This window comes from Pseudomonas oryzihabitans (genome assembly GCF_014522265.1).
GTDB classification, from domain to species: domain Bacteria; phylum Pseudomonadota; class Gammaproteobacteria; order Pseudomonadales; family Pseudomonadaceae; genus Chryseomonas; species Chryseomonas aestiva.
In genome coordinates, this window is record NZ_CP017024.1 from 4,454,605 (window position 1) to 4,472,674 (window position 18,070).

Sequence of the window (18,070 nt, forward strand, 5' to 3'; positions counted from 1 at the left end):
CAATGCAAAACGTCGCCAATGAAATATCACAAGTAAAGCACTCTTTAACCAAAAACAGATCCGAGCACTTAGGAAAAGATGTTTGGAGCGATTTTGTAATACCACGTTTTTTTAGAAAAGTTGATTTAATCTCAACAATGCCAACTAGGTTGGAAGGAGGCAGAGGCAGCGGAAAAACGATGCTTTTACGCTACCTATCGTATAACAGTCAATTTTCACCTAACAGATCAGATATCCCTGATGACGCTACAGATCGTATCGGCCTATACTGGAAAGCTGACACGCAATTTCTACGTCTTATGCAGAAGCGAGGTCTTGATAACGAATCATGGCTTCCAGTATTTGACCATTACTTAAACTTAAAACTTAGCCTGGAAGTCCTATCAAGCATAATAGCAATCTCGGAAAGCAGTTATAGAAAAATTGACTTTCACCATATAGAATCATCATATCTAGAAGGGATAGAAGATTTTGGATTTCAAAGCAAAAAATTCAGAGCCGTCGCGCGGGAGATAAATTCCAGAATAGTAAAAACAGAACTCGCGATTCAAAACATTCACGGCATTGATAGACTAGAGAAACTTCCGATCTCATTTTTACGCTTCATCGTAAGCAGTGTCATATCTATTTTCCCATGCTTGAAAGATACAGTTTACTCAGTCTATATAGACGAATACGAAAATTTACTAGATTACCAACAGAGGGTAATCAACACCTTGATCAAGGGCTCCGAGCCCCCACTAATATTCAACATCGCCATAAAACTTAATGGCATGTCTGAGACGCTTACTCTCAGCGATGAAAAGCTTGAAAATAGAGCTGACTATACAATAGTAAATTTAGACAAGCTAATTAATGAAAACAGCTTCGAAATTTTTGTGGCAGAAATCTTTTTGAAGAAACTGACTGAAGCGTCGCCTTCTATCGCCAAAGATCTAAAAATAGATTTATCCGGATGCTCTGACGCCAGCCAACTAGATAAAAGACACACAGTTAAGCACGAGGAAAATTGCCGAATTCTGATTGAGAAAATCTTCCCAGGGAGAACTCATCAAGATCTAGCCGATGAAATATTTTCAACACCCAGATATTTCAACAAAGTAGTTACAGAGATTGAGCGAGCTCTCACGCAAAAATCAACCAAGCATTTAACCGCAAATGACTTTATTCTTTATAACCATAAAAAAGCAACTGTTGTATGCACCTCGCTACTTTACCGAAAAAACCTTACGCCAGATCAGGTGCTAGCAGAGCTTGAAAAACTTAAATCAGGAGAAGCAAATAAATTTAACAACCAGACAGATTGGGAGCATAACAATTTCATTGGATGCTACTTAAGAATAATACGCGCTAACAAAGCGAGCAGTACTTTTTATTCTGGATTTGACGTTTACTCTGCCCTATCAGGCGGGAATGTTCGGCATTTCCTAGAGCTGTGCAAAAGCGCCTTCTCACTAATCGACGACAGTGCACTTTCCGAAAGTTTTACCGTTGATAGAAAACTCCAACATTTAGCTGCAAGAAATACCAGCGACGAACTAATTAAAGAAATTCATCGCTTTACGCCGCTTGGCTCACAACTCAGCAACTTTGTCAAAGCAATTGGTAAAATTTTTCAGCTATGCCAGGATAGAGACACTCAGAGTGAGACCGAAGTTACTCACTTTGGAATAAAAGAAGAAATATCCCCTTTAACAGAAGAAGATGACCGGTTCTTTAAAGAGGCAGAAAAATGGGGGGTTCTCAAGGCAATTGAGTCCACAAAGAACAAATCTTCAGCGTCAGCAGCTACATACGATTATGTTTTAAACCCTATTTATGCACCTTTTTTCTTGATTAGTTATAGAAAAGGTAGAAAAATAGAAATAGAAGCCTCCGCGCTTCGAAAGATGTACATAAGTGGCGAGGCTGCTATAAATAATGATTTAAGAAGGAGCCTCCGTCTGTGGGGAGCTGAAGAGCCCACAGACTCTCCTAAACAGGCCACACTTCTATGATCGAAGTAAAATCTACGTTTAGTCTTGAACCGTATTCATTTCCATTTGAATTTTCGCACGGAATATTTGGGACAGCTATTGACTCTCGATCAGAGTACTCAGTCGACTTTGTAAGACACCAGTGCGCACTGACGTTGGCAATACAATATCGCCAAGAGTCATTGGATATCATGATAAATAACGTTCCAGTTGAGTGCCACCTATTACCCGAATACGTAAATCAACATGCCTTCACCTCTGTACTGATCGACTCTACGAGCTTAGACATTCCCGAACTGGCGTTGATATTAAAAGCTCTTCATCAATTCAGCGGACTACGCGTTATTGTTTTATATGTGGAGCCATTTGAGTATACTTCTGGTGAAACCAGCGCTCTTAACCAAGAAGAATTCTCTCTTTCAGAAGAGATATCTGGGTTTGAAGGTGCTGGCATACCTACAATATCGATGCCCGTCGATAACGACCTGCTCAGACGTTTTATCTTCTTTGTAGGTTTTGAAGGCGGCCGACTGCAGAGTGCGATCGAGACATATGATATTTCTAGCGAAGAGGCTAGAATTTTCTTTGGACTTCCTGCTTTTAAGCCTGGATGGGAAACCAAATCAATTCGCCGCAATCTGCAATCACTAACTGACCAGTCATTTAGTGGACGAATTTTTTACTGCAGTGCGAGCAGTTGTACAGATGCATTAAGATCACTACACAAAGTAAAATCAAATGAACCCGGCACAATAAACTATGTTATCCCCTAGGTACAAAACCTAACTCGCTTGCGGCAATATTGTTCGCATTAGAAAACCAAAATTCTGTTCGCATACTTTACGATCAGCCAAGTAAAAAGCCTGGTCGTAGCAAAGGCATAGGGCGCCGCCACTACTACCATTACTTGGTACCATAATAATGCACTTTCACAAAACCCCATACGAAGTTGTCAGATTAGCTAAAAAACATGTCCCTAAAACGGCGAGAATAATTTTAGAGCCGGCTGTGGGTGAAGGTGCGCTTCTACAGGCTTTATATCCCTTTCAACTAAACGAAAATTTAGCCCTTGTGGACATTGATAGCCGTAGGTTGGATGCTATTAAGCTGATTCACCCTGAGCTATCTGCGATAAATGCTGATTTCACTAATTGGGCTCTTGAAAATAGTAAAAATCGCTTCGACCTAATCATTACTAATCCACCTTTTTCAGGCAGGGCGGAAAACTGGAAGGATTTAGGGGATCGAAAGGCACCTATAGAATATCTTTTTTTTAAAAAATGCATTGAGCTTTTGCTACCAAATGGAACTTTAATAGCCATTGTCCCAGACACGATAGTTAACTCTGTTCGACTACAAACAGAGCGGTTCTGGGTGCTTTCTCAAGGTGCAATCACGTTTGCCTACCAATTGCCCAAGAAAATTTTTGACAAAATTGAGGGGCATTTTATTTATTAGTTTTTAAAAAAGGAGTACGCCAAAAAAATGTAAAGCTAAGAAATCTCTCGGGAGACTCAGACATAAATGTTTCTCTTGACGAGCTTTCGTCATCAGGCTACAGACTCGATCACTCCTACTATAGAAGTAAGTACAAATTTTCACGCCTCACCCCCAAGTCATCACTTCCACTATCAAGCTTTTGCCATATAACCAGAGGCCCCATAAGACAAAACTACAAAGAACTGGGAAACTTTCACTCCAACTCATTCATTTCTAATTTTTGGACAAATTACTCTAATCACAGAAACGATTTTTGCATTGCAGTTAAGCGCGTGTCCAGAAATGCACATTTTTCATTTGGTCTATTTCCTACCGAGGACATCCACAAATCGACAGACTGCATCCTATTTATCAAAACAAGACAAGATCTGGTGCTCAAAACTCTATTTTTCCTGAGAACAACCCTAACTAATAAAGATGGCGAGCATTTGCTACTGAAAGGAGCCGGCGCCAAATTCATCAAAGTTACGGATTTAAAAAATTTAGCGTATTTCGATTTGGCTGAGCAATATCCTACACATTTTCAGAACTATATTTTTGCATACAAAACCAAAGATATTTCTACATGCCTGGACATTGAGAAAAACATACACTACGAACTCGCATGGGGTAAAAAAATTACCTGCCTAAAAAGCTTCACCCACAGTGAGAAAATGGAAAGCACTTCAGAGCCGAGTACTTTAATAAGTCATCTCTGACGGCTGATTCTTGGCAGCTTTGTCTACCTATTTTTTTAGCCTTGAGCTCGCATACACTTGTTCCTGCATTGCTATAGAAGCCACGAAACGTGTTTTACTCACTTTTTATGAGCGGGCTCCGTTGACTGGTCTAGTTCATCTAGCATTTTACAGCGATGCCACACAGATCAGACTCCGTATCCATAGTAACCACCCAGCACCCCAGGCGTGCCCTCCTCCCCCTCGCCCGCTACAATGCGCGCCTTGCCGTGCCACGCCTGATCGAGAAGAACCGCCATGTCCCTGCCCAAGCACCATCTGGAATTGCTCAGCCCGGCCCGCGATGTCGGTATCGCGCGAGAGGCCATTCTGCATGGGGCCGATGCCATCTACATTGGCGGGCCGAGCTTCGGGGCGCGGCACAATGCCTGCAACGAGGTCAGCGAGATCGCCGAGCTGGTGAAATTCGCCCGGCGCTATCACGCGCGGGTGTTCACCACCATCAACACCATCCTGCATGACGACGAGCTGGAGCCGGCGCGCAAGCTGATCCACCAGCTGTACGACGCCGGCGTGGATGCGCTGATCGTGCAGGATTTGGGCGTGCTGGAACTGGACATCCCGCCGATCGAGCTGCATGCCAGCACCCAGACCGACATCCGCACCCTGGCACGCGCCAAGTTTCTCGACCAGGCCGGCTTCTCCCAGCTGGTATTGGCGCGCGAGCTGAATCTGCAGGAAATCTCGGCCATCGCCGCCGAGACCGACGCGGCCGTCGAATTCTTCATCCATGGCGCCCTGTGCGTGGCCTTCTCCGGCCAGTGCAACATCTCCCATGCCCAGACCGGCCGCAGCGCCAACCGGGGCGACTGCTCCCAGGCCTGCCGCCTGCCCTACACCCTGAAGGACGACCAGGGTCGGGTGGTGGCCTTCGAGAAGCACCTGCTGTCGATGAAGGACAACAACCAGAGCGCCAACCTGCGTGCCCTGGTCGAGGCCGGCGTGCGCTCCTTCAAGATCGAGGGGCGTTACAAGGACATGGGCTACGTGAAGAACATCACCGCCTACTACCGCCAGTTGCTCGACGAGATCCTCGAAGACCGCACCGACCTGGCGCGCGCCTCCAGCGGCCGCACGGCGCACTTCTTCGTGCCGGATCCGGACAAGACCTTCCACCGCGGCAGTACCGACTACTTCGTCACCGACCGCAAGGTCGACATCGGCGCCTTCGACTCGCCGACCTTTACCGGGCTGCCGGTGGGTCAGGTGGAAAAGGTCAGCAAGCGCGACTTCATCGCCGTGACCGAAGAGCCGTTGTCCAACGGCGACGGGCTCAACGTGCTGGTCAAGCGCGAGGTGGTGGGCTTTCGCGCCAACGTTGCCGAGCTCAAGGGCGAATTCGAAGAAGACGGGGCGAAGCGCTATCGCTATCGCGTCGAACCCAACGAGATGCCCGAGGGGCTGTTCCGCCTGCGGCCGAATCATCCGCTGTCGCGCAACCTTGACCACAACTGGCAGCAGGCCCTGCTCAAGACCAGCGCCGAGCGCCGCATCGGTGTGCGCTGGCAGGCCGAGCTGCGCGAGCAGCGATTGCAGCTGACCGCCATCAGCGAGGAAGGCATGAGCGTCACCGTTGCCCTGGACGGTCCCTTCGGTATGGCCAACAAGCCGGAGCAGGCGCTGGATGGGCTGCGCGATCTGCTGACCCAGCTGGGCACCACCGAGTACCACGCGGTGAACGTGACCCTGGATGCCCCCCAGGCCTTCTTCATACCCAATTCGCAACTCAAGGCGTTGCGCCGCGAGGCCATCGAGCAGCTGACCGCGGCGCGCATCGCCGCCCACCCGCGCGGCCGTCGCAAGGCCGAGACCAGTCCGCCGCCGGTGTATCCCGAGTCGCACCTGTCGTTTCTCTACAACGTCTACAACCAGAAGGCCCGCGACTTCTACCACCGCCATGGTGTGCAACTGATCGATGCCGCCTACGAGGCCCACGAAGAGCCTGGCGAGGTGCCGGTGATGATCACCAAGCACTGCCTGCGCTTCTCCTTCAACCTCTGCCCCAAGCAGGCCAAGGGCGTCACCGGCGTGCGCACCAAGGTCGCGCCCATGCAACTGGTCCATGGTGACGAGGTGCTGACCCTGAAGTTCGACTGCAAGCCTTGCGAGATGCATGTGGTGGGCAAGATGAAGGGCCATATCCTCGACCTGCCGCTGCCGGGCAGCCAGGCCGCGGCCAAGGCGCTGGCCAGCATCAGCCCGGAGGACCTGCTCAAGACCATTCGCAACAAGCCGACCGGGTACAGTCACTGAGCCCGGCAAGGCGCTCGGGACTGATCTGCACCGAGGTCTCGCACACCAGGTAATCACCCCCGGGGCCAGGCGGCTGGGACGCTGTCGGTCACCCGGTCGGGCCGCCACTTGCTGCTTCCCTGCGCGCGACCGGCGCTCGATCCTCCCGCCTGGCCCTCTCCTTTACCACCTGCCGTCGAGGGTGGGGGAGCCCACTTTTTGTCAGCTTGGCACCGCCCGCCGCAACCACCGGGCCAGAGGCGCTCGCGCTTGCTAGCCGATTGATCGGCACGCGCCGAACGGTCCCGAACCCTGAAAAAAAGTGCACGGCACCGCCGCAATGGACTCCAACCTGGCTGATGCCTGCCGCGGTTTCCTGGCTGAATGGCCGAGCCGGCGGACGGCGTCCTGTGTTCCAGTTGACCAAGAGCGCGCTGGGATAAAACGAGTCGCGACCGCGCCTGCGCGGCCGAGTCGTGGCGATTTCTGAACCGGCTAGAAGACCCCTTTGCTTTATGGATCTCGGATTTTTCAACACCCTGCTATCGACCAGTCTGCTCGGCATCTCGCTGGCCAACTGGCTCGCCATGCTGTGCATCATCCTGCTCAGCTTCACCCTCGCCCGCACCATCATCGGCTTCGTCCTGAGAAATCTGCGGACCCGCGCCGAGAAACCGGGTGCCCATGTCAGCCATATCGCCATCCAGGTGCTCTCCAGCACCAGTAATACCCTGCTGTTGCTGGCCGCCATCCTGATCGGCGTGGGAATACTGGATCTCCCGAGCGCTGGCTGACGCGGGTCAGCAGCCTCTGGTTCGTGGTGGCGGCCTTGCAGGCCGGGCTGTGGGCCAACCGGGCGGTGGCCCTGGCGCTGCACCACTACTTCGTCAAGCACAGCCAGGCGGACGTCTACCAGGGCAGCGCCCTGGCCACCCTGTCACTCTGGGGCGCCAAGGTGCTGCTCTGGGCCGTGGTCGGCCTGGCGATGCTGTCCAATCTCGGCGTGAACATCACCGCCTTCGTCGCCAGCCTCGGCGTGGGCGGCATCGCCATCGCCCTGGCGGTGCAGAACATCCTCGGCGATGTGTTCGCCTCCCTCTCCATCGCGGTGGACAAGCCCTTCGAAGTGGGCGACTTCATCGTCGTCGGCTCGCTGGCGGGCACCGTCGAGCACGTGGGCCTGAAGACCACCCGGATCAGAAGTCTGGGCGGCGAACAGATCGTCATGGCGAACGCCGAGATGATCGGCAGCACCATCCAGAACTACAAGAAGCTGCAGGAGCGTCGCATCGTCTTCAAATTCGGCCTGACCTATGCCAGCCAGCCGAAGCAGATCAGGCAGGTGACTGCCTCCCTGAAAGACATCATTCAACGGCAGGACAAGACGCGCTTTGACCGGGCTCATCTGCTGGCCTTCGGCGACAGCTCGCTGGACTTCGAGGTTGTCTACATCGTTCTGGATGCCAGCTACAACCTGTACATGGACATCCAGCAGGCGATCAATCTGGAGATGATGGAAGCCTTCGCCAAAATCGGCGTGCGCTTCGCCCTCTCCAGCAGAAGCCTGTACGTCGAATCCCTGCCCGGGGACTTCATGGCCGAGCGGGATCGGCAGGAAGAGAATGAGTCGGTTGGCCAGCACCGGCCAGTGATCCAGTAGGATTGCGCCAGGAACCTAGGGGTGCCGGCGCTGCCGTCGGGTCGTTCGTTATGGTGGACGCCTCGACGGCAGGCCCGGGCGAGCCGCCGGCTCAGACGCAGCGGCGAACTACCGTTCGGCTGCCGCGGGTGTGTGGCGCGCAACGCCAGCGTAGGCGTCGAGCATCCGCTCGCACCAGGCGGTGATGGGATCGTCCTGGGCCAGCAACGCCTGGGCACTGACGATCCGCGCCCACTGAAAGGCGCCGAAGACGATGTGATCGGCATAGGCCGGGGCTTCGCCGGCCAGGTAATCCTGCACCGCCAGGGTGCTGCGCAGGGGTTTCAGGACGTCGCGAAAGGCCTGCAGCGAGGTGTCGCGTTGCCCAGCCAGGGCCTCCAGCGACACGCCAAATGCCGCCTCGCGCGTCCGCTTGAAATAATCCTGGTCGGCTTCATCCAGCACCCCATGGACGTCGGGCAGGATCAACCGCGCCAGCGCCGGATGGACGCTGTCCGCGACCCATTGGTTGATGAAGCGCGTCGTTGCCTTGAGCGAGGCATCGCCCAACAGGGCAGGCCGCTCAGGGTACTGGCGATCCAGATACTCGGCGATGGTCCAGCTGTCACTCACGCACTGGTCGCCGTCGACCAGCACCGGCACCTTGCCCTGGCCGGAAAAGGCGATGGCCTCCTTCTCGTGGAAGCGCCAGGCCACGGTATCCACCGGCAACCCCTTGTGCGCCAGCGCCAGCCGTATGCGCCAGCAATAGGGGCTGAAGCGGCAGCTATCGTCGGCGCCGGTCAGTTCGTACAGACGTAAGGGTTGGGTCATCAGGAGGTTCCTTTTGGTTGTTCAGCAAGCCATCCAGAAACGGCAGCCCGCAGGAGGGTCGGACCAGCTCGGCGGCGGCTCTCACCTTGCTAGGACCACGCCTAGACCGCAAGAGTCCAGCTCGGGTGGGATCGCCAGGCCGCGAGCAACCGCTCCCCGACAGGGGACCCGAGGAATGCATCACCGCAGAAATCGGCCGCCGAGATGACTGTCATGGCCCGAGTGCCGACCGCTCGGAGACGGTCGTCAGGCAGAGGACCTGGCCTTCCAGAGAGGTCGGCTTACAGCGCTCAGCCACTTTCGCCGCTCCATCCATTCGCCAACCCAAGCCGTCAAACCGACAGGTCATGCCCGTCGATTTTCAATTATTTACCAGCGAATTGACCCGTTTCGCCGGGTACTGCCCTGCACAACGCCTGCCTACAATGGCCTCACAACAAGAAAAGCGCCAAGCGCGTGAGGACCGAACCATGTATCGCGACCACATCGTCAAACCCCGCGCGACAGACAGCCTTCCGTTCATGGCCGCGGTAGCCGCCGCCGTCTTTCTGCTGGCCTGTGTCTATGGCGTCGGCGAAGGCGGTCTGGCCCGTCTCATGGGACCGATCGTGCTCGACCTGGAAGCCCCCATGCTGCGCAACATCGCGGTCTCCGGGACGCTGACCCTTACCCTGATGCTGAACCTGTTCATCCTTGGCCGATTTCCGTTGAAGGCTCAGGTGGCCACCGTCTGGTGCGAGTTGCTGCTGCTGTTCCTGCTGTTCTTCGATACCTTCGATCTGTCCTACAGCTTCATCTTCAGCAAAGTCGGTTTCATGATCACCCAAGGGGTGTTCACCACCGTCTACGTCTCGGCGCTATCCATCGCCATCGCTTTCGTGCTGGCCTTGCTGGGCGCCACTGCGCGCCTTTCGTCCAACGGCTTCGCCGTCGCCATTGCGAGTTTCTATACCTCGTTCTTTCGCGGTGTACCGCTGCTGATCCAGATCTACCTGATCTACCTGGGCATTCCCCAACTGGGCTATGTCGTGGGCGCGGTGCCCGCGGGGGTGCTGGCACTGTCGCTGTGCTACGGCGCCTACATGACCGAGATCTTTCGTGCCGGGATCAGCAGCATCCCGCGCGGGCAGTGGGAGGCCTGCCGGGCAATCGGCCTCACGCCCTTCCAGGCCATGACTCGCGTGATCCTGCCGCAGTCGATGCGGCTCATCATTCCGCCGACCGGCAACCAGTTCATCTCGATGCTCAAGGACAGCTCGCTGGTGTCGGTGATCGGGGTCTGGGAGCTGATGTTCCTGGCGCGTACCCAGGGGCGCGCGGAGTTCCGCCACCTGGAAATGCTGATCACGGCCGCAGTGCTCTATTGGATGCTGTCGATCCTGCTCGAAACCGTGCAGGCCCGTCTGGAAAAGCGCTTCGACCGCGCCCATCGCTAACCCGGGAGCACCCCATGCATCAAACTTCGGCTTCATCCAACCTCAATGCGGCCGTCGCGGTACGCGATCTGCAGAAATGGTATGGCGACTTCCAGGTCCTCAAGGGGATCGACCTGCACATCGGCAACGGCGAGATCGTCGTGATCTGTGGTCCCTCCGGCTCAGGAAAGTCGACGCTGATCCGCTGCCTGAACCTGCTGGAGGACTTCCAGCAGGGCGAGGTGCGGATCGCCGGCCAGGTGCTGACCCGCGAAGCGGCCAGCGTGGCCAGTATCCGCCGACAGGTCGGCATGGTGTTCCAGCAGTTCAACCTCTTCCCACACCTGACGGTGCTGGAGAACCTGATGCTGGGCCCGCGGCTGGTGGGCAAGCTCGACCAGGCCGAAGCACGAAAACTGGCCCTGCAATACCTGGCGCGGGTACGGATCGCCAACCAGGCGGACAAGTATCCCGGCCAGCTCTCCGGCGGCCAGCAGCAGCGGGTCGCCATTGCCCGGGCACTGTGCATGAAGCCACGCATCATGCTCTTCGATGAACCGACCTCGGCGCTCGACCCGGAGATGGTCAAGGAAGTCCTGGATGTTATGGGCGAGCTGGCTCAGGACGGCATCACCATGCTCTGCGTCACCCACGAGATGGGCTTCGCCCGCAGGGTGGCCGACCGGATCATCTTCATGGACCAGGGCCAGATCATCGAAGAGGCCCGTCCGGACGAATTCTTCGACAACCCGCGCCAGCCGCGCGCGCGTGAATTTCTCTCGCAGATCCTCAGTCACTGACCACCGCCGTTACACCCCTCACGACAACAACAAACGTGTATCCGGAGACATCACCATGATCCCAGCCACTCGTCTTCTCACCGCTGTCGCCGCCGCTGCCGCCCTGAGTGCCGCCCTGCCCTCCGCCTGGGCCGGCGCGACCCTGGACCGCATTCACCAGACCAAGGTCATGAAGGTGGCAACCGCAGCCAATTGGCCGCCGCAGTCCTTTCTTGGCGAGGACAATCAGCTGCGCGGCTTCGACATCGACGTGGCGACCGAGATCGGGCGTCGACTCGGGACCAAGGTGACCTTCGTGACGCCCGAGTACGGCATCATCACCGCCGGTCGCTGGGCCAATCGCTGGGATCTCTCCGTCGGTTCCATGACGCCGACGACCGCAAGGGCGCGAGTACTCGATTTCCCTGCCGTCTACTACTACACGCCCTATGTGTTCGCGGTGCACAAGGACGCGGCCAAGACAACGCTCTCCGCGCTGAATGGCAAGAAGATCGGCGTCGAAGCCGGTACCACTTCAGAGGATTACATCAACAGGCGTCTGAAGATCGATGCCGCCGATGTACCCGCGTTCACCTACGAGGTGGAGCCTGGCGAAGTCCTCACCTATGGCGACAGCATGGGGCCGCTCGACGATCTGCGCATGGGTAACGGCACCCGGCTGGACGCTACCCTGTCGGCACTGCCGACCGTGCTGGGCGCCATCAAGGCGGGTTACCCCATCGCCGCCGTAGCGGGCAAACCGGCCTACTACGAACCCCTCGCCATCGCGGTCGACAAGGGCGACGAGGCCTTCAACGCGGAGCTGGCCAAGGCCATCACCGACATGAAGGCCGACGGCACGCTCAAGCAACTCTCGCAGAAATGGTACGGCACTGACCTCACCCTGATTCAGTAACCATCGCTTCAGACACCCGTACCCGTCATGCGGCGGGTGCGTGGACCGCTGCTGCCCGAAAAAGGACACCCGCTGATGGCTGCCTACAGCAACAACTATTACACCGGAACCATGCGTGCAACCACGCCACGCGCGCCTTTGCTAGGCGATGTGGCGGCGGACGTCTGCGTCATCGGCGGCGGCCTGGCCGGTCTGAGCACGGCCTGGGAGCTGCTGGCGCGTGGCCGTTCGGTGGTCTTGCTGGAAGCGAATCGCGTGGCGTGGGGAGCCTCCGGCCGAAACGGCGGATTCGTCCTGCAGGGCTGGTCGGAAGGCCTGTCCGCGATCGAACGGCGCTGCGGCCGTCAGACCGCGGCCGCCTTGTTCAGGCTGTCGCTGGAGGGTGTCGACATCGTCCGGGACACCATCGCCCGCCACCAGTTGCCCGGCTGTGCACCCACGGCCGGCAAGCTCAGCGTGGTGCGCTACGAGGATGGCATCAATCTGCAACGGACCCGCGATCGCATGGCGCGGGACTTCGACTTCGAACTGGAGTATCTGGACACCCAGCAGATCCGGGAGCGTCTGAAGACCGACCGCTATTTTCAGGCGCTACGCGACACCCATGGCTTTCACTTCCACCCCCTGAACTACTGCCTGGGCCTGGCGGAGCTATTCGAGGCCGGCGGTGGCGTGATCCACGAGTGCACGGCCATGCGCGAGGTGGTGAGCCAGGCGGACCGTCACCGGGTCACGACCGACCAAGGCTCGGTGACCTGTCGCGACGTGGTCTACTGCTGCGGAGGCTATGGCGGTCCGGAATTCGGACGACTCCGCCGCGCCTTCCTGCCGATCGCCACCTACGTGGTGCTGACCGAGCCTCTGGGCGAGCGGCTCGCGAGTGCCGTGACCACCACGGATGCGGTCGGCGACAACCGACGCGCCTCGGACTACTACCGCATCGTCGAAGGCGATCGTCTGCTCTGGGGCGGGCATATCACCACTCACAACCTGCAGGACGAGCAGCGGCTGGGGCAATTGCTCACCCGCGACATCCTCGCTGTCTATCCCCAGCTGCAGGGTCTGAAGATCGCCAAAGCCTGGTCCGGACTGATGGGCTATGCGCGCCACAAGATGCCGCACATCGGTCGCCTGGCGACAGGGGTATGGACCTGTACTTCATTTGGGGGCCATGGTATGAACACCGCACCGATCGGGGGCCGCGTCATAGCGGAAGCCATCTGTGGCGAGACGGATCGTTATCGGCTGTTCTCCGCCTACGGCCTCGAATGGAATGGTGGTCCGGTCGGACCAGCGGCCGCGCAGACCGTCTATGCCTATCTCAAGCTGATGGACAGATTTCAGGAAGCCCGGGCGCACGGACACCGTTGAGCCGAGGAAAGGTCATGGATGCACGCAACACCGGAGCGCTGTTTCAGCTGACCGAGAAGGATCGGCAACTGCTGGCGCTGCTGCAGGCCAATGCCCGCGAGCCCACCGCGGCCCTGGCGCGCAAGCTTGGCGTCTCACGCTCCGCCGTACAGGAGCGGATCACCCGCCTGGAACGGGCTGGCGTGATCACCGGCTACAGCGTCCGCATCGATCAGGATCGCCTGCAGCAGGTGATCAACTGCTTCACCATGACCTCCTGCACCAACAAGAGCTACACCGATGTCATGACGCACCTGCGCAACATGGAAGCGGTACAGGCCGTGTATGCCGTGTCGGGTGAATCCGACTTCATCATCCACCTCGCCACCCATACGCTCGGCGAGCTGAATGCGGAGCTCACCCGCATCAACATGATCAAGGGTGTCGCCCACACCGCTTCGCACATCGTGATGGAAACGAAGTTCAGCCGGAAACTGACGATCTGAACGGGCGCAATCGTGCCCAAACCCAGTCTCGATAGCCATTTCCCTCGCCAGTGGCTCATGTATCGCCTGACTGCATTGCAGCAACCGACGGCATACCCCAGCTCGGCTCCCCCGACAGCCGTCCACCCAGGCTCTCGACGACCTCCCACCTCCTGGCCATGACGAACGCTGTACTCGCCGGACGGACTCTCCATCTGGCTGGCGAAGGTCGCTAGGCAAGCGACGCTCGCGGGAACATGCCCACAGACCGGGCTCTCCTCCACCGTATCGGCTACAGTTCAGCCAACCCTTCGCCTGTCGCGAACGCCTGGCACCGGAAGAGCCACGCGTGAGCCAAGGCGCGCAGAGCACAACAAACCAGGAGTCTCACATGGAGCAGGACAACCAGGAACAGGACTACATCACCTCGCTGGAATCGCTGGAAAGTCTCTACGGCGAGGTTGCGGCACCCTCGATCCTCAAGGAAACAGACCACATTCACCCTGCCTACCAGCCCTTCATCGAGGCGGCGTCCTTCGTGGTATTAGCCTCCTCAGGGCCCCAGGGACTGGATGCCTCGCCGCGCGGCGATGCGCCCGGCTTCGTGCAGGTCGAGGACGCCAGGACGCTCTACCTGCCGGATCGCCGGGGCAACAACCGCCTGGATACGCTGCGCAACATCCTCCAGGATCCCCAGGTAGCGCTGCTGTTCCTGATTCCCGGCATTGGCGAGACGCTACGGATCAACGGCACCGCCCGTATAGCCGTCGATCCCGCGCTGCTGGCGCGCTTCGAGGTCAAGAGTCAGCGCCCGCGGACGGTACTGGAGATCAAAGTCAGCAGTGTTTACTTCCAGTGCAGCCGCGCGGTGATCAGGGCCGGCTTGTGGGATGCCACCAGGCACCTGCCGCGCAGTGCCCTGCCCTCTCCCGGGTCGATCCTCAAGCAGCTATGTCCGACCCAGATAGACGGCGATGCCTACGACCGGGCCCTGCCGCAGCGCATCGCCAACACCCTCTACTAGACTAACCCACCCTGCTTCAGACCCAGCAAGGACCCGCCATGACCTTCACGGATATTCTCGTCCCCACCTACAGGAATCTGCTTGGCGCCCTTTCGGCCTGGCTCGGCAAGGCCGAGGCCCAACGGCCGGATGGCACGGCCAAGACGCTGCTGGCCGCTCGCCTGGCGCCCGACATGTTTCCCCTCGCCACCCAGATCCGCTTCGCCTGCGTCCAGGCCCAGGAAGGAATGTTGAGACTGCACGACCAGGCCTTTCCGCCCGAACTGACAGACTTGCTCAACGAAGGCCGCAACGCCGGCGAACAACCGGGCACCCTCGCCCAGGCACAGACCCGCATCCGCGAAACCCTGGACAGGATAGAGGCGATCTCAGGCACAGGCCTTTCCATCCAGGAAGGCGCACCGGTCGCCCACGAACTGCCCCAGGGCCTGGTATTCGACTTCACGGCCGAACAGTACGTCCGCGACTGGGCCCTGCCGCAGTTCTACTTCCATGTGATGACTGCCTACGCCATCCTGCGCGCCCAGGGCGTCGAGCTGGGCAAGGCCGACTATATCGCCCATGTGTTGCCCTACCTGCGCCCTGGGGCGTCGTCCTAGCCGCCAGGCGGCGAACGCCCAAGGCAGCCCTGGCGATCAGCTGACCGCCAGGCGCGGCATGAGCCTCAGGGCCGCGTACTGCAGCAGCATGATGGTCTTGCCGTCGCGCAGGATCCCGGCATCGATCATCGCCAGCGCCTCCTCCAGGTCGACTTCGAGCACGGCGATGTCCTCGCCCTCCGCGACATTGCCACCGCCGGCCGACGTGCGATCGCCCGGAGCGTACTCGCCGACGAAGAAATGCAGCCGCTCGGTCACCGAACCGGGGCTCATGAAGGCCTCGAACACCTGCCGCACTTCCCGCACCTGAAAGCCCGTCTCCTCCTCGACCTCGGCGCGGATGCGCACCTCGGGCTCGGCGGCGTCGAGCAGGCCGGCGGGCGCCTCGATCAGCAGGTCGTCGTGCCCGTTGACGAAGGCCGGATAGCGCAGCTGGCGCGTCAGCACCACGGTACGCCGCTGGGGATCGTAGAGCAGGATGGTCGCGCCATTGCCGCGATCGTAGGTCTCTCGCGATTGCCGCTGCCAGGTGCCGTCACTGCGCAGGAAGGCGAAGGTGGTTTTCTTCAGCACGAACCAGTCGTCAGATAAAACCTCGACCTCTTCGACACGAATACGCGGGGCGATGCTCATGGGCAGTCCTCTGGGTTGGCGAGCGGTGTTTACCGCCCTGGGGCTTCGCGCTAGAATTCGTGCAGTTTCGTGCAACGTCAAGAATTTTCGTGCAGGAGTCCCGGATGCTCACCCGTGAACGCAAGGCGCTTATCCAGCAGGTACTGCGCCAGGAAGGACGGCTGGTCGCCAAGACCTTCAGCCAGCAGCTGGGGGTCTCGGAAGACACCATTCGCCGCGATCTGCGGGAACTGGCGGCTGACGGTGTGCTGCAACGCGTGCATGGCGGTGCCTTGCCGGCTTCGGCGGCGGTCGCGGACTACGCCAAGCGCGAAGAGGCTTCCACGGCCAGCAAGGTGGCCCTCGGCCGGGCGGGTGCGCGCTTGATCCAGCCAGGGCAGATCGTCTTTCTCGATGGCGGCACGACCAATGTCCAACTCGTCCGCCAGTTGCCCAAGGATCTTGCGATCACCGTGGTAACCCATAGCCCGAACATCGCGGTGGAGCTGGTCGAGCATCCGCTGATCGAGGTCGAGCTCGTGGGCGGCCGCCTGTTCAAGCATTCCATCGTCACCCTGGGGGCGGCCTGCGCGGAGGCCATCGCCCGGGTGCGGGTCGACAGCTATTTCATGGGCGTGACCGGTCTGCATCCGGAAACCGGTGCCACCACCGGCAATGCCGAGGAAGCGGCGATCAAGCGCATCATCAGCCGCCAGGCGGCGGAGACCCTGGTCCTGGCGACGCGGGAAAAACTCGGCGCGGCCTCGCCCTACGGCATCATCCCGCTGGCCGACGTCAGTACGCTGATAACGGATGCGGCGCCTGACGATGAGGTGCTCGGCGCGCTGAGCGCTGCAGTGTCCGTGATCCATGCCTGATGCCCGACTAGCGGGAGTGGCGACTCGCCCCTCCATCGCCGTCCCCCACTGCACCCAATACCGGAGTCGCTTATGGCCAAGGCCGTGACCACCCTTCCGTCTGAAGGCGTGTCGGTGCCGCAACGCATCGTGCCCTTTCCCACCTCGATCAGCGCGCCGGCGAGGGCTGCGCTGCAACGCCTGGTCACTGCCCAGGGGCTTCCGGTCAATGCGCTTCAGCCGCTACCGCCGTTAGCGGACAAGGCAGCCTGGCAAGCGCTCAAGGACCAGGTGAACGACCACTATGAGGTGGCGGTGAAAGGCATGGCGAGCCACCCCCGCGCCAGTGTCGACACCCTGATCCTCGGTGAAACCGAAATCCATGTCGCCACGCCTGAAGGATCGGCACACCCCCAGCGAGCCTGTATCGACCTGCACGGTGGTGCCCTGTTGTTCGGCGGTGGCGAGGCCTGCCGCGTCGGCGCGCAGCAACAGGCCGACCGCTACGGCGTTCGGTGCTTCGGCGTGGATTACCGCCTGCCGCCTGACTTTCCCTATCCTGCCGCGCTGGATGACTGCCTTGCGGCCTATCGGCATGTGCTGAGCCAGTACTCGCCTGCCGATATCGTTCTCATCGGACGCTCGGCGGGTGGCAACCTGGCGCTGGCGACGCTCTTGCGCAGTCGCGACGAAGGTCTGCCGATGCCCGCCGGGCTGGTGCTGCTGTCGCCGGAAGTCGATCTGACCGAATCCGGCGACAGTTTCCACACCAACCGCCATGTGGATGTGATGCTGCCCCTCCCCCTGATGCCCATCAATCAACTCTATGCGGGCGACGCGGATCTCGCCCACCCCTATCTTTCGCCCTTGTTCGGCCAGCTTGAGGGATTACCGCCCACCTTCCTGCAAACGGGCACCCGCGACCTGTTCCTGTCCAACGCGGCGCGCTTGCATCGTGGGCTGCGCCGCGCCCGGGTGCCTGTCGAGTTCTACCTCGGCGAAGGCATGCCCCACGGCGGTTTCATGGGCGGAACAGCAGAGGATGACGACCTGGCCCAAGAGATTCGCGGCTTCGTCGAGGCCCTTTGGTGCCGCCAGGCGTGATCGCCGAGCGT

General features: G+C 58.7%; 16 protein-coding genes and 1 pseudogene. 15 read left to right on the forward strand and 2 right to left on the reverse strand.

The features are described from left to right. The first annotated feature begins 2 nt into the window (after positions 1-2). The 6 genes and pseudogenes from BGI51_RS20625 (at position 3) to BGI51_RS20650 (ending at position 8,105) form a co-directional block, all read left to right on the forward strand. On the forward strand, positions 3-1,997 hold the full coding sequence (locus BGI51_RS20625) for an ORC-CDC6 family AAA ATPase (protein ID WP_187979559.1): 1,995 nt from the start codon (positions 3-5) through the stop codon (positions 1,995-1,997). Beyond that, entirely contained in the window at positions 1,994-2,749 is a 756-nt protein-coding gene (locus tag BGI51_RS20630; protein WP_187979560.1) for a hypothetical protein, read from the forward strand. The genes BGI51_RS20625 and BGI51_RS20630 overlap by 4 nt, the downstream gene beginning before the upstream one ends. Positions 2,750-2,897: 148 nt before the next feature. Next, the gene (locus BGI51_RS20635) at positions 2,898-3,434 is read left to right on the forward strand and encodes an Eco57I restriction-modification methylase domain-containing protein (RefSeq protein ID WP_187979561.1); all 537 of its coding nucleotides are present in this window, start codon (positions 2,898-2,900) and stop codon (positions 3,432-3,434) included. Positions 3,435-3,847: 413 nt separating this feature from the next. Then, a complete protein-coding gene (locus BGI51_RS20640) occupies positions 3,848-4,174 on the forward strand; it encodes a hypothetical protein (protein WP_187979562.1) in 327 nt (108 codons plus the stop codon). A 276-nt stretch (positions 4,175-4,450) separates the two neighbouring features. Next, positions 4,451-6,466, forward strand: coding sequence for a peptidase U32 family protein (locus BGI51_RS20645; RefSeq protein ID WP_187979563.1), 2,016 nt, complete (start codon positions 4,451-4,453; stop codon positions 6,464-6,466). A gap of 494 nt (positions 6,467-6,960) precedes the next feature. After that, positions 6,961-8,105: pseudogene (locus BGI51_RS20650) on the forward strand (mechanosensitive ion channel family protein). Positions 8,106-8,213: 108 nt separating this feature from the next. Here BGI51_RS20650 and BGI51_RS20655 read toward each other — a convergent pair. Beyond that, a complete protein-coding gene (locus BGI51_RS20655) occupies positions 8,214-8,918 on the reverse strand; it encodes a glutathione S-transferase family protein (protein ID WP_187979564.1) in 705 nt (234 codons plus the stop codon). A gap of 470 nt (positions 8,919-9,388) precedes the next feature. Here BGI51_RS20655 and BGI51_RS20660 point away from each other — a divergent pair, with 470 nt between their 5' ends. The 7 genes from BGI51_RS20660 (at position 9,389) to BGI51_RS20690 (ending at position 15,486) form a co-directional block, all read left to right on the forward strand. Next, complete coding sequence (locus tag BGI51_RS20660) at positions 9,389-10,354, forward strand: amino acid ABC transporter permease (protein ID WP_187979565.1); 966 nt, start codon at positions 9,389-9,391, stop codon at positions 10,352-10,354. A gap of 14 nt (positions 10,355-10,368) precedes the next feature. Beyond that, complete coding sequence (locus BGI51_RS20665) at positions 10,369-11,133, forward strand: amino acid ABC transporter ATP-binding protein (RefSeq protein WP_133860944.1); 765 nt, start codon at positions 10,369-10,371, stop codon at positions 11,131-11,133. Between the two features lie 55 nt (positions 11,134-11,188). Beyond that, the gene (locus BGI51_RS20670; protein ID WP_187979566.1) at positions 11,189-12,028 is read left to right on the forward strand and encodes a transporter substrate-binding domain-containing protein; all 840 of its coding nucleotides are present in this window, start codon (positions 11,189-11,191) and stop codon (positions 12,026-12,028) included. 75 nt (positions 12,029-12,103) lie between these two features. Continuing rightward, positions 12,104-13,399, forward strand: a complete 1,296-nt coding sequence (locus BGI51_RS20675) for an NAD(P)/FAD-dependent oxidoreductase (RefSeq protein WP_187979567.1) — start codon at positions 12,104-12,106, stop codon at positions 13,397-13,399. Between the two features lie 14 nt (positions 13,400-13,413). Continuing rightward, positions 13,414-13,884 (forward strand): Lrp/AsnC family transcriptional regulator, encoded by a 471-nt coding sequence (locus BGI51_RS20680; RefSeq protein WP_133860947.1) that lies wholly within the window; start codon positions 13,414-13,416, stop codon positions 13,882-13,884. A 370-nt stretch (positions 13,885-14,254) separates the two neighbouring features. Continuing rightward, positions 14,255-14,887, forward strand: coding sequence for a pyridoxamine 5'-phosphate oxidase family protein (locus BGI51_RS20685; RefSeq protein ID WP_133860948.1), 633 nt, complete (start codon positions 14,255-14,257; stop codon positions 14,885-14,887). A gap of 38 nt (positions 14,888-14,925) precedes the next feature. Continuing rightward, positions 14,926-15,486: a DUF1993 domain-containing protein gene (locus tag BGI51_RS20690; RefSeq protein ID WP_187979568.1), complete on the forward strand. Its 561-nt coding sequence runs from the start codon at positions 14,926-14,928 to the stop codon at positions 15,484-15,486. A 36-nt stretch (positions 15,487-15,522) separates the two neighbouring features. On the opposite strand, the gene BGI51_RS20695 is transcribed toward BGI51_RS20690, so the two are convergent. Then, on the reverse strand, positions 15,523-16,119 hold the full coding sequence (locus BGI51_RS20695; RefSeq protein ID WP_187979569.1) for an NUDIX domain-containing protein: 597 nt from the start codon (positions 16,117-16,119) through the stop codon (positions 15,523-15,525). Positions 16,120-16,223: 104 nt separating this feature from the next. Between BGI51_RS20695 and BGI51_RS20700 the strand changes: the two genes are divergently transcribed. Beyond that, the gene (locus BGI51_RS20700; RefSeq protein WP_187979570.1) at positions 16,224-16,976 is read left to right on the forward strand and encodes a DeoR/GlpR family DNA-binding transcription regulator; all 753 of its coding nucleotides are present in this window, start codon (positions 16,224-16,226) and stop codon (positions 16,974-16,976) included. 72 nt (positions 16,977-17,048) lie between these two features. Then, complete coding sequence (locus tag BGI51_RS20705) at positions 17,049-18,059, forward strand: alpha/beta hydrolase (protein WP_133860951.1); 1,011 nt, start codon at positions 17,049-17,051, stop codon at positions 18,057-18,059. Positions 18,060-18,070: the final 11 nt, after the last annotated feature.

Coding starts and splice junctions, on each gene's coding strand:
- BGI51_RS20625 (WP_187979559.1), top strand. CDS start 3: ATGCAAAACGTCGCCAATGAAATATCACAAGTAAAGCACTCTTTAACC.
- BGI51_RS20630 (WP_187979560.1), top strand. CDS start 1,994: ATGATCGAAGTAAAATCTACGTTTAGTCTTGAACCGTATTCATTTCCA.
- BGI51_RS20635 (WP_187979561.1), top strand. CDS start 2,898: ATGCACTTTCACAAAACCCCATACGAAGTTGTCAGATTAGCTAAAAAA.
- BGI51_RS20645 (WP_187979563.1), top strand. CDS start 4,451: ATGTCCCTGCCCAAGCACCATCTGGAATTGCTCAGCCCGGCCCGCGAT.
- BGI51_RS20655 (WP_187979564.1), bottom strand. CDS start 8,918: ATGACCCAACCCTTACGTCTGTACGAACTGACCGGCGCCGACGATAGC.
- BGI51_RS20660 (WP_187979565.1), top strand. CDS start 9,389: ATGTATCGCGACCACATCGTCAAACCCCGCGCGACAGACAGCCTTCCG.
- BGI51_RS20665 (WP_133860944.1), top strand. CDS start 10,369: ATGCATCAAACTTCGGCTTCATCCAACCTCAATGCGGCCGTCGCGGTA.
- BGI51_RS20670 (WP_187979566.1), top strand. CDS start 11,189: ATGATCCCAGCCACTCGTCTTCTCACCGCTGTCGCCGCCGCTGCCGCC.
- BGI51_RS20675 (WP_187979567.1), top strand. CDS start 12,104: ATGGCTGCCTACAGCAACAACTATTACACCGGAACCATGCGTGCAACC.
- BGI51_RS20680 (WP_133860947.1), top strand. CDS start 13,414: ATGGATGCACGCAACACCGGAGCGCTGTTTCAGCTGACCGAGAAGGAT.
- BGI51_RS20685 (WP_133860948.1), top strand. CDS start 14,255: ATGGAGCAGGACAACCAGGAACAGGACTACATCACCTCGCTGGAATCG.
- BGI51_RS20690 (WP_187979568.1), top strand. CDS start 14,926: ATGACCTTCACGGATATTCTCGTCCCCACCTACAGGAATCTGCTTGGC.
- BGI51_RS20695 (WP_187979569.1), bottom strand. CDS start 16,119: ATGAGCATCGCCCCGCGTATTCGTGTCGAAGAGGTCGAGGTTTTATCT.
- BGI51_RS20700 (WP_187979570.1), top strand. CDS start 16,224: ATGCTCACCCGTGAACGCAAGGCGCTTATCCAGCAGGTACTGCGCCAG.
- BGI51_RS20705 (WP_133860951.1), top strand. CDS start 17,049: ATGGCCAAGGCCGTGACCACCCTTCCGTCTGAAGGCGTGTCGGTGCCG.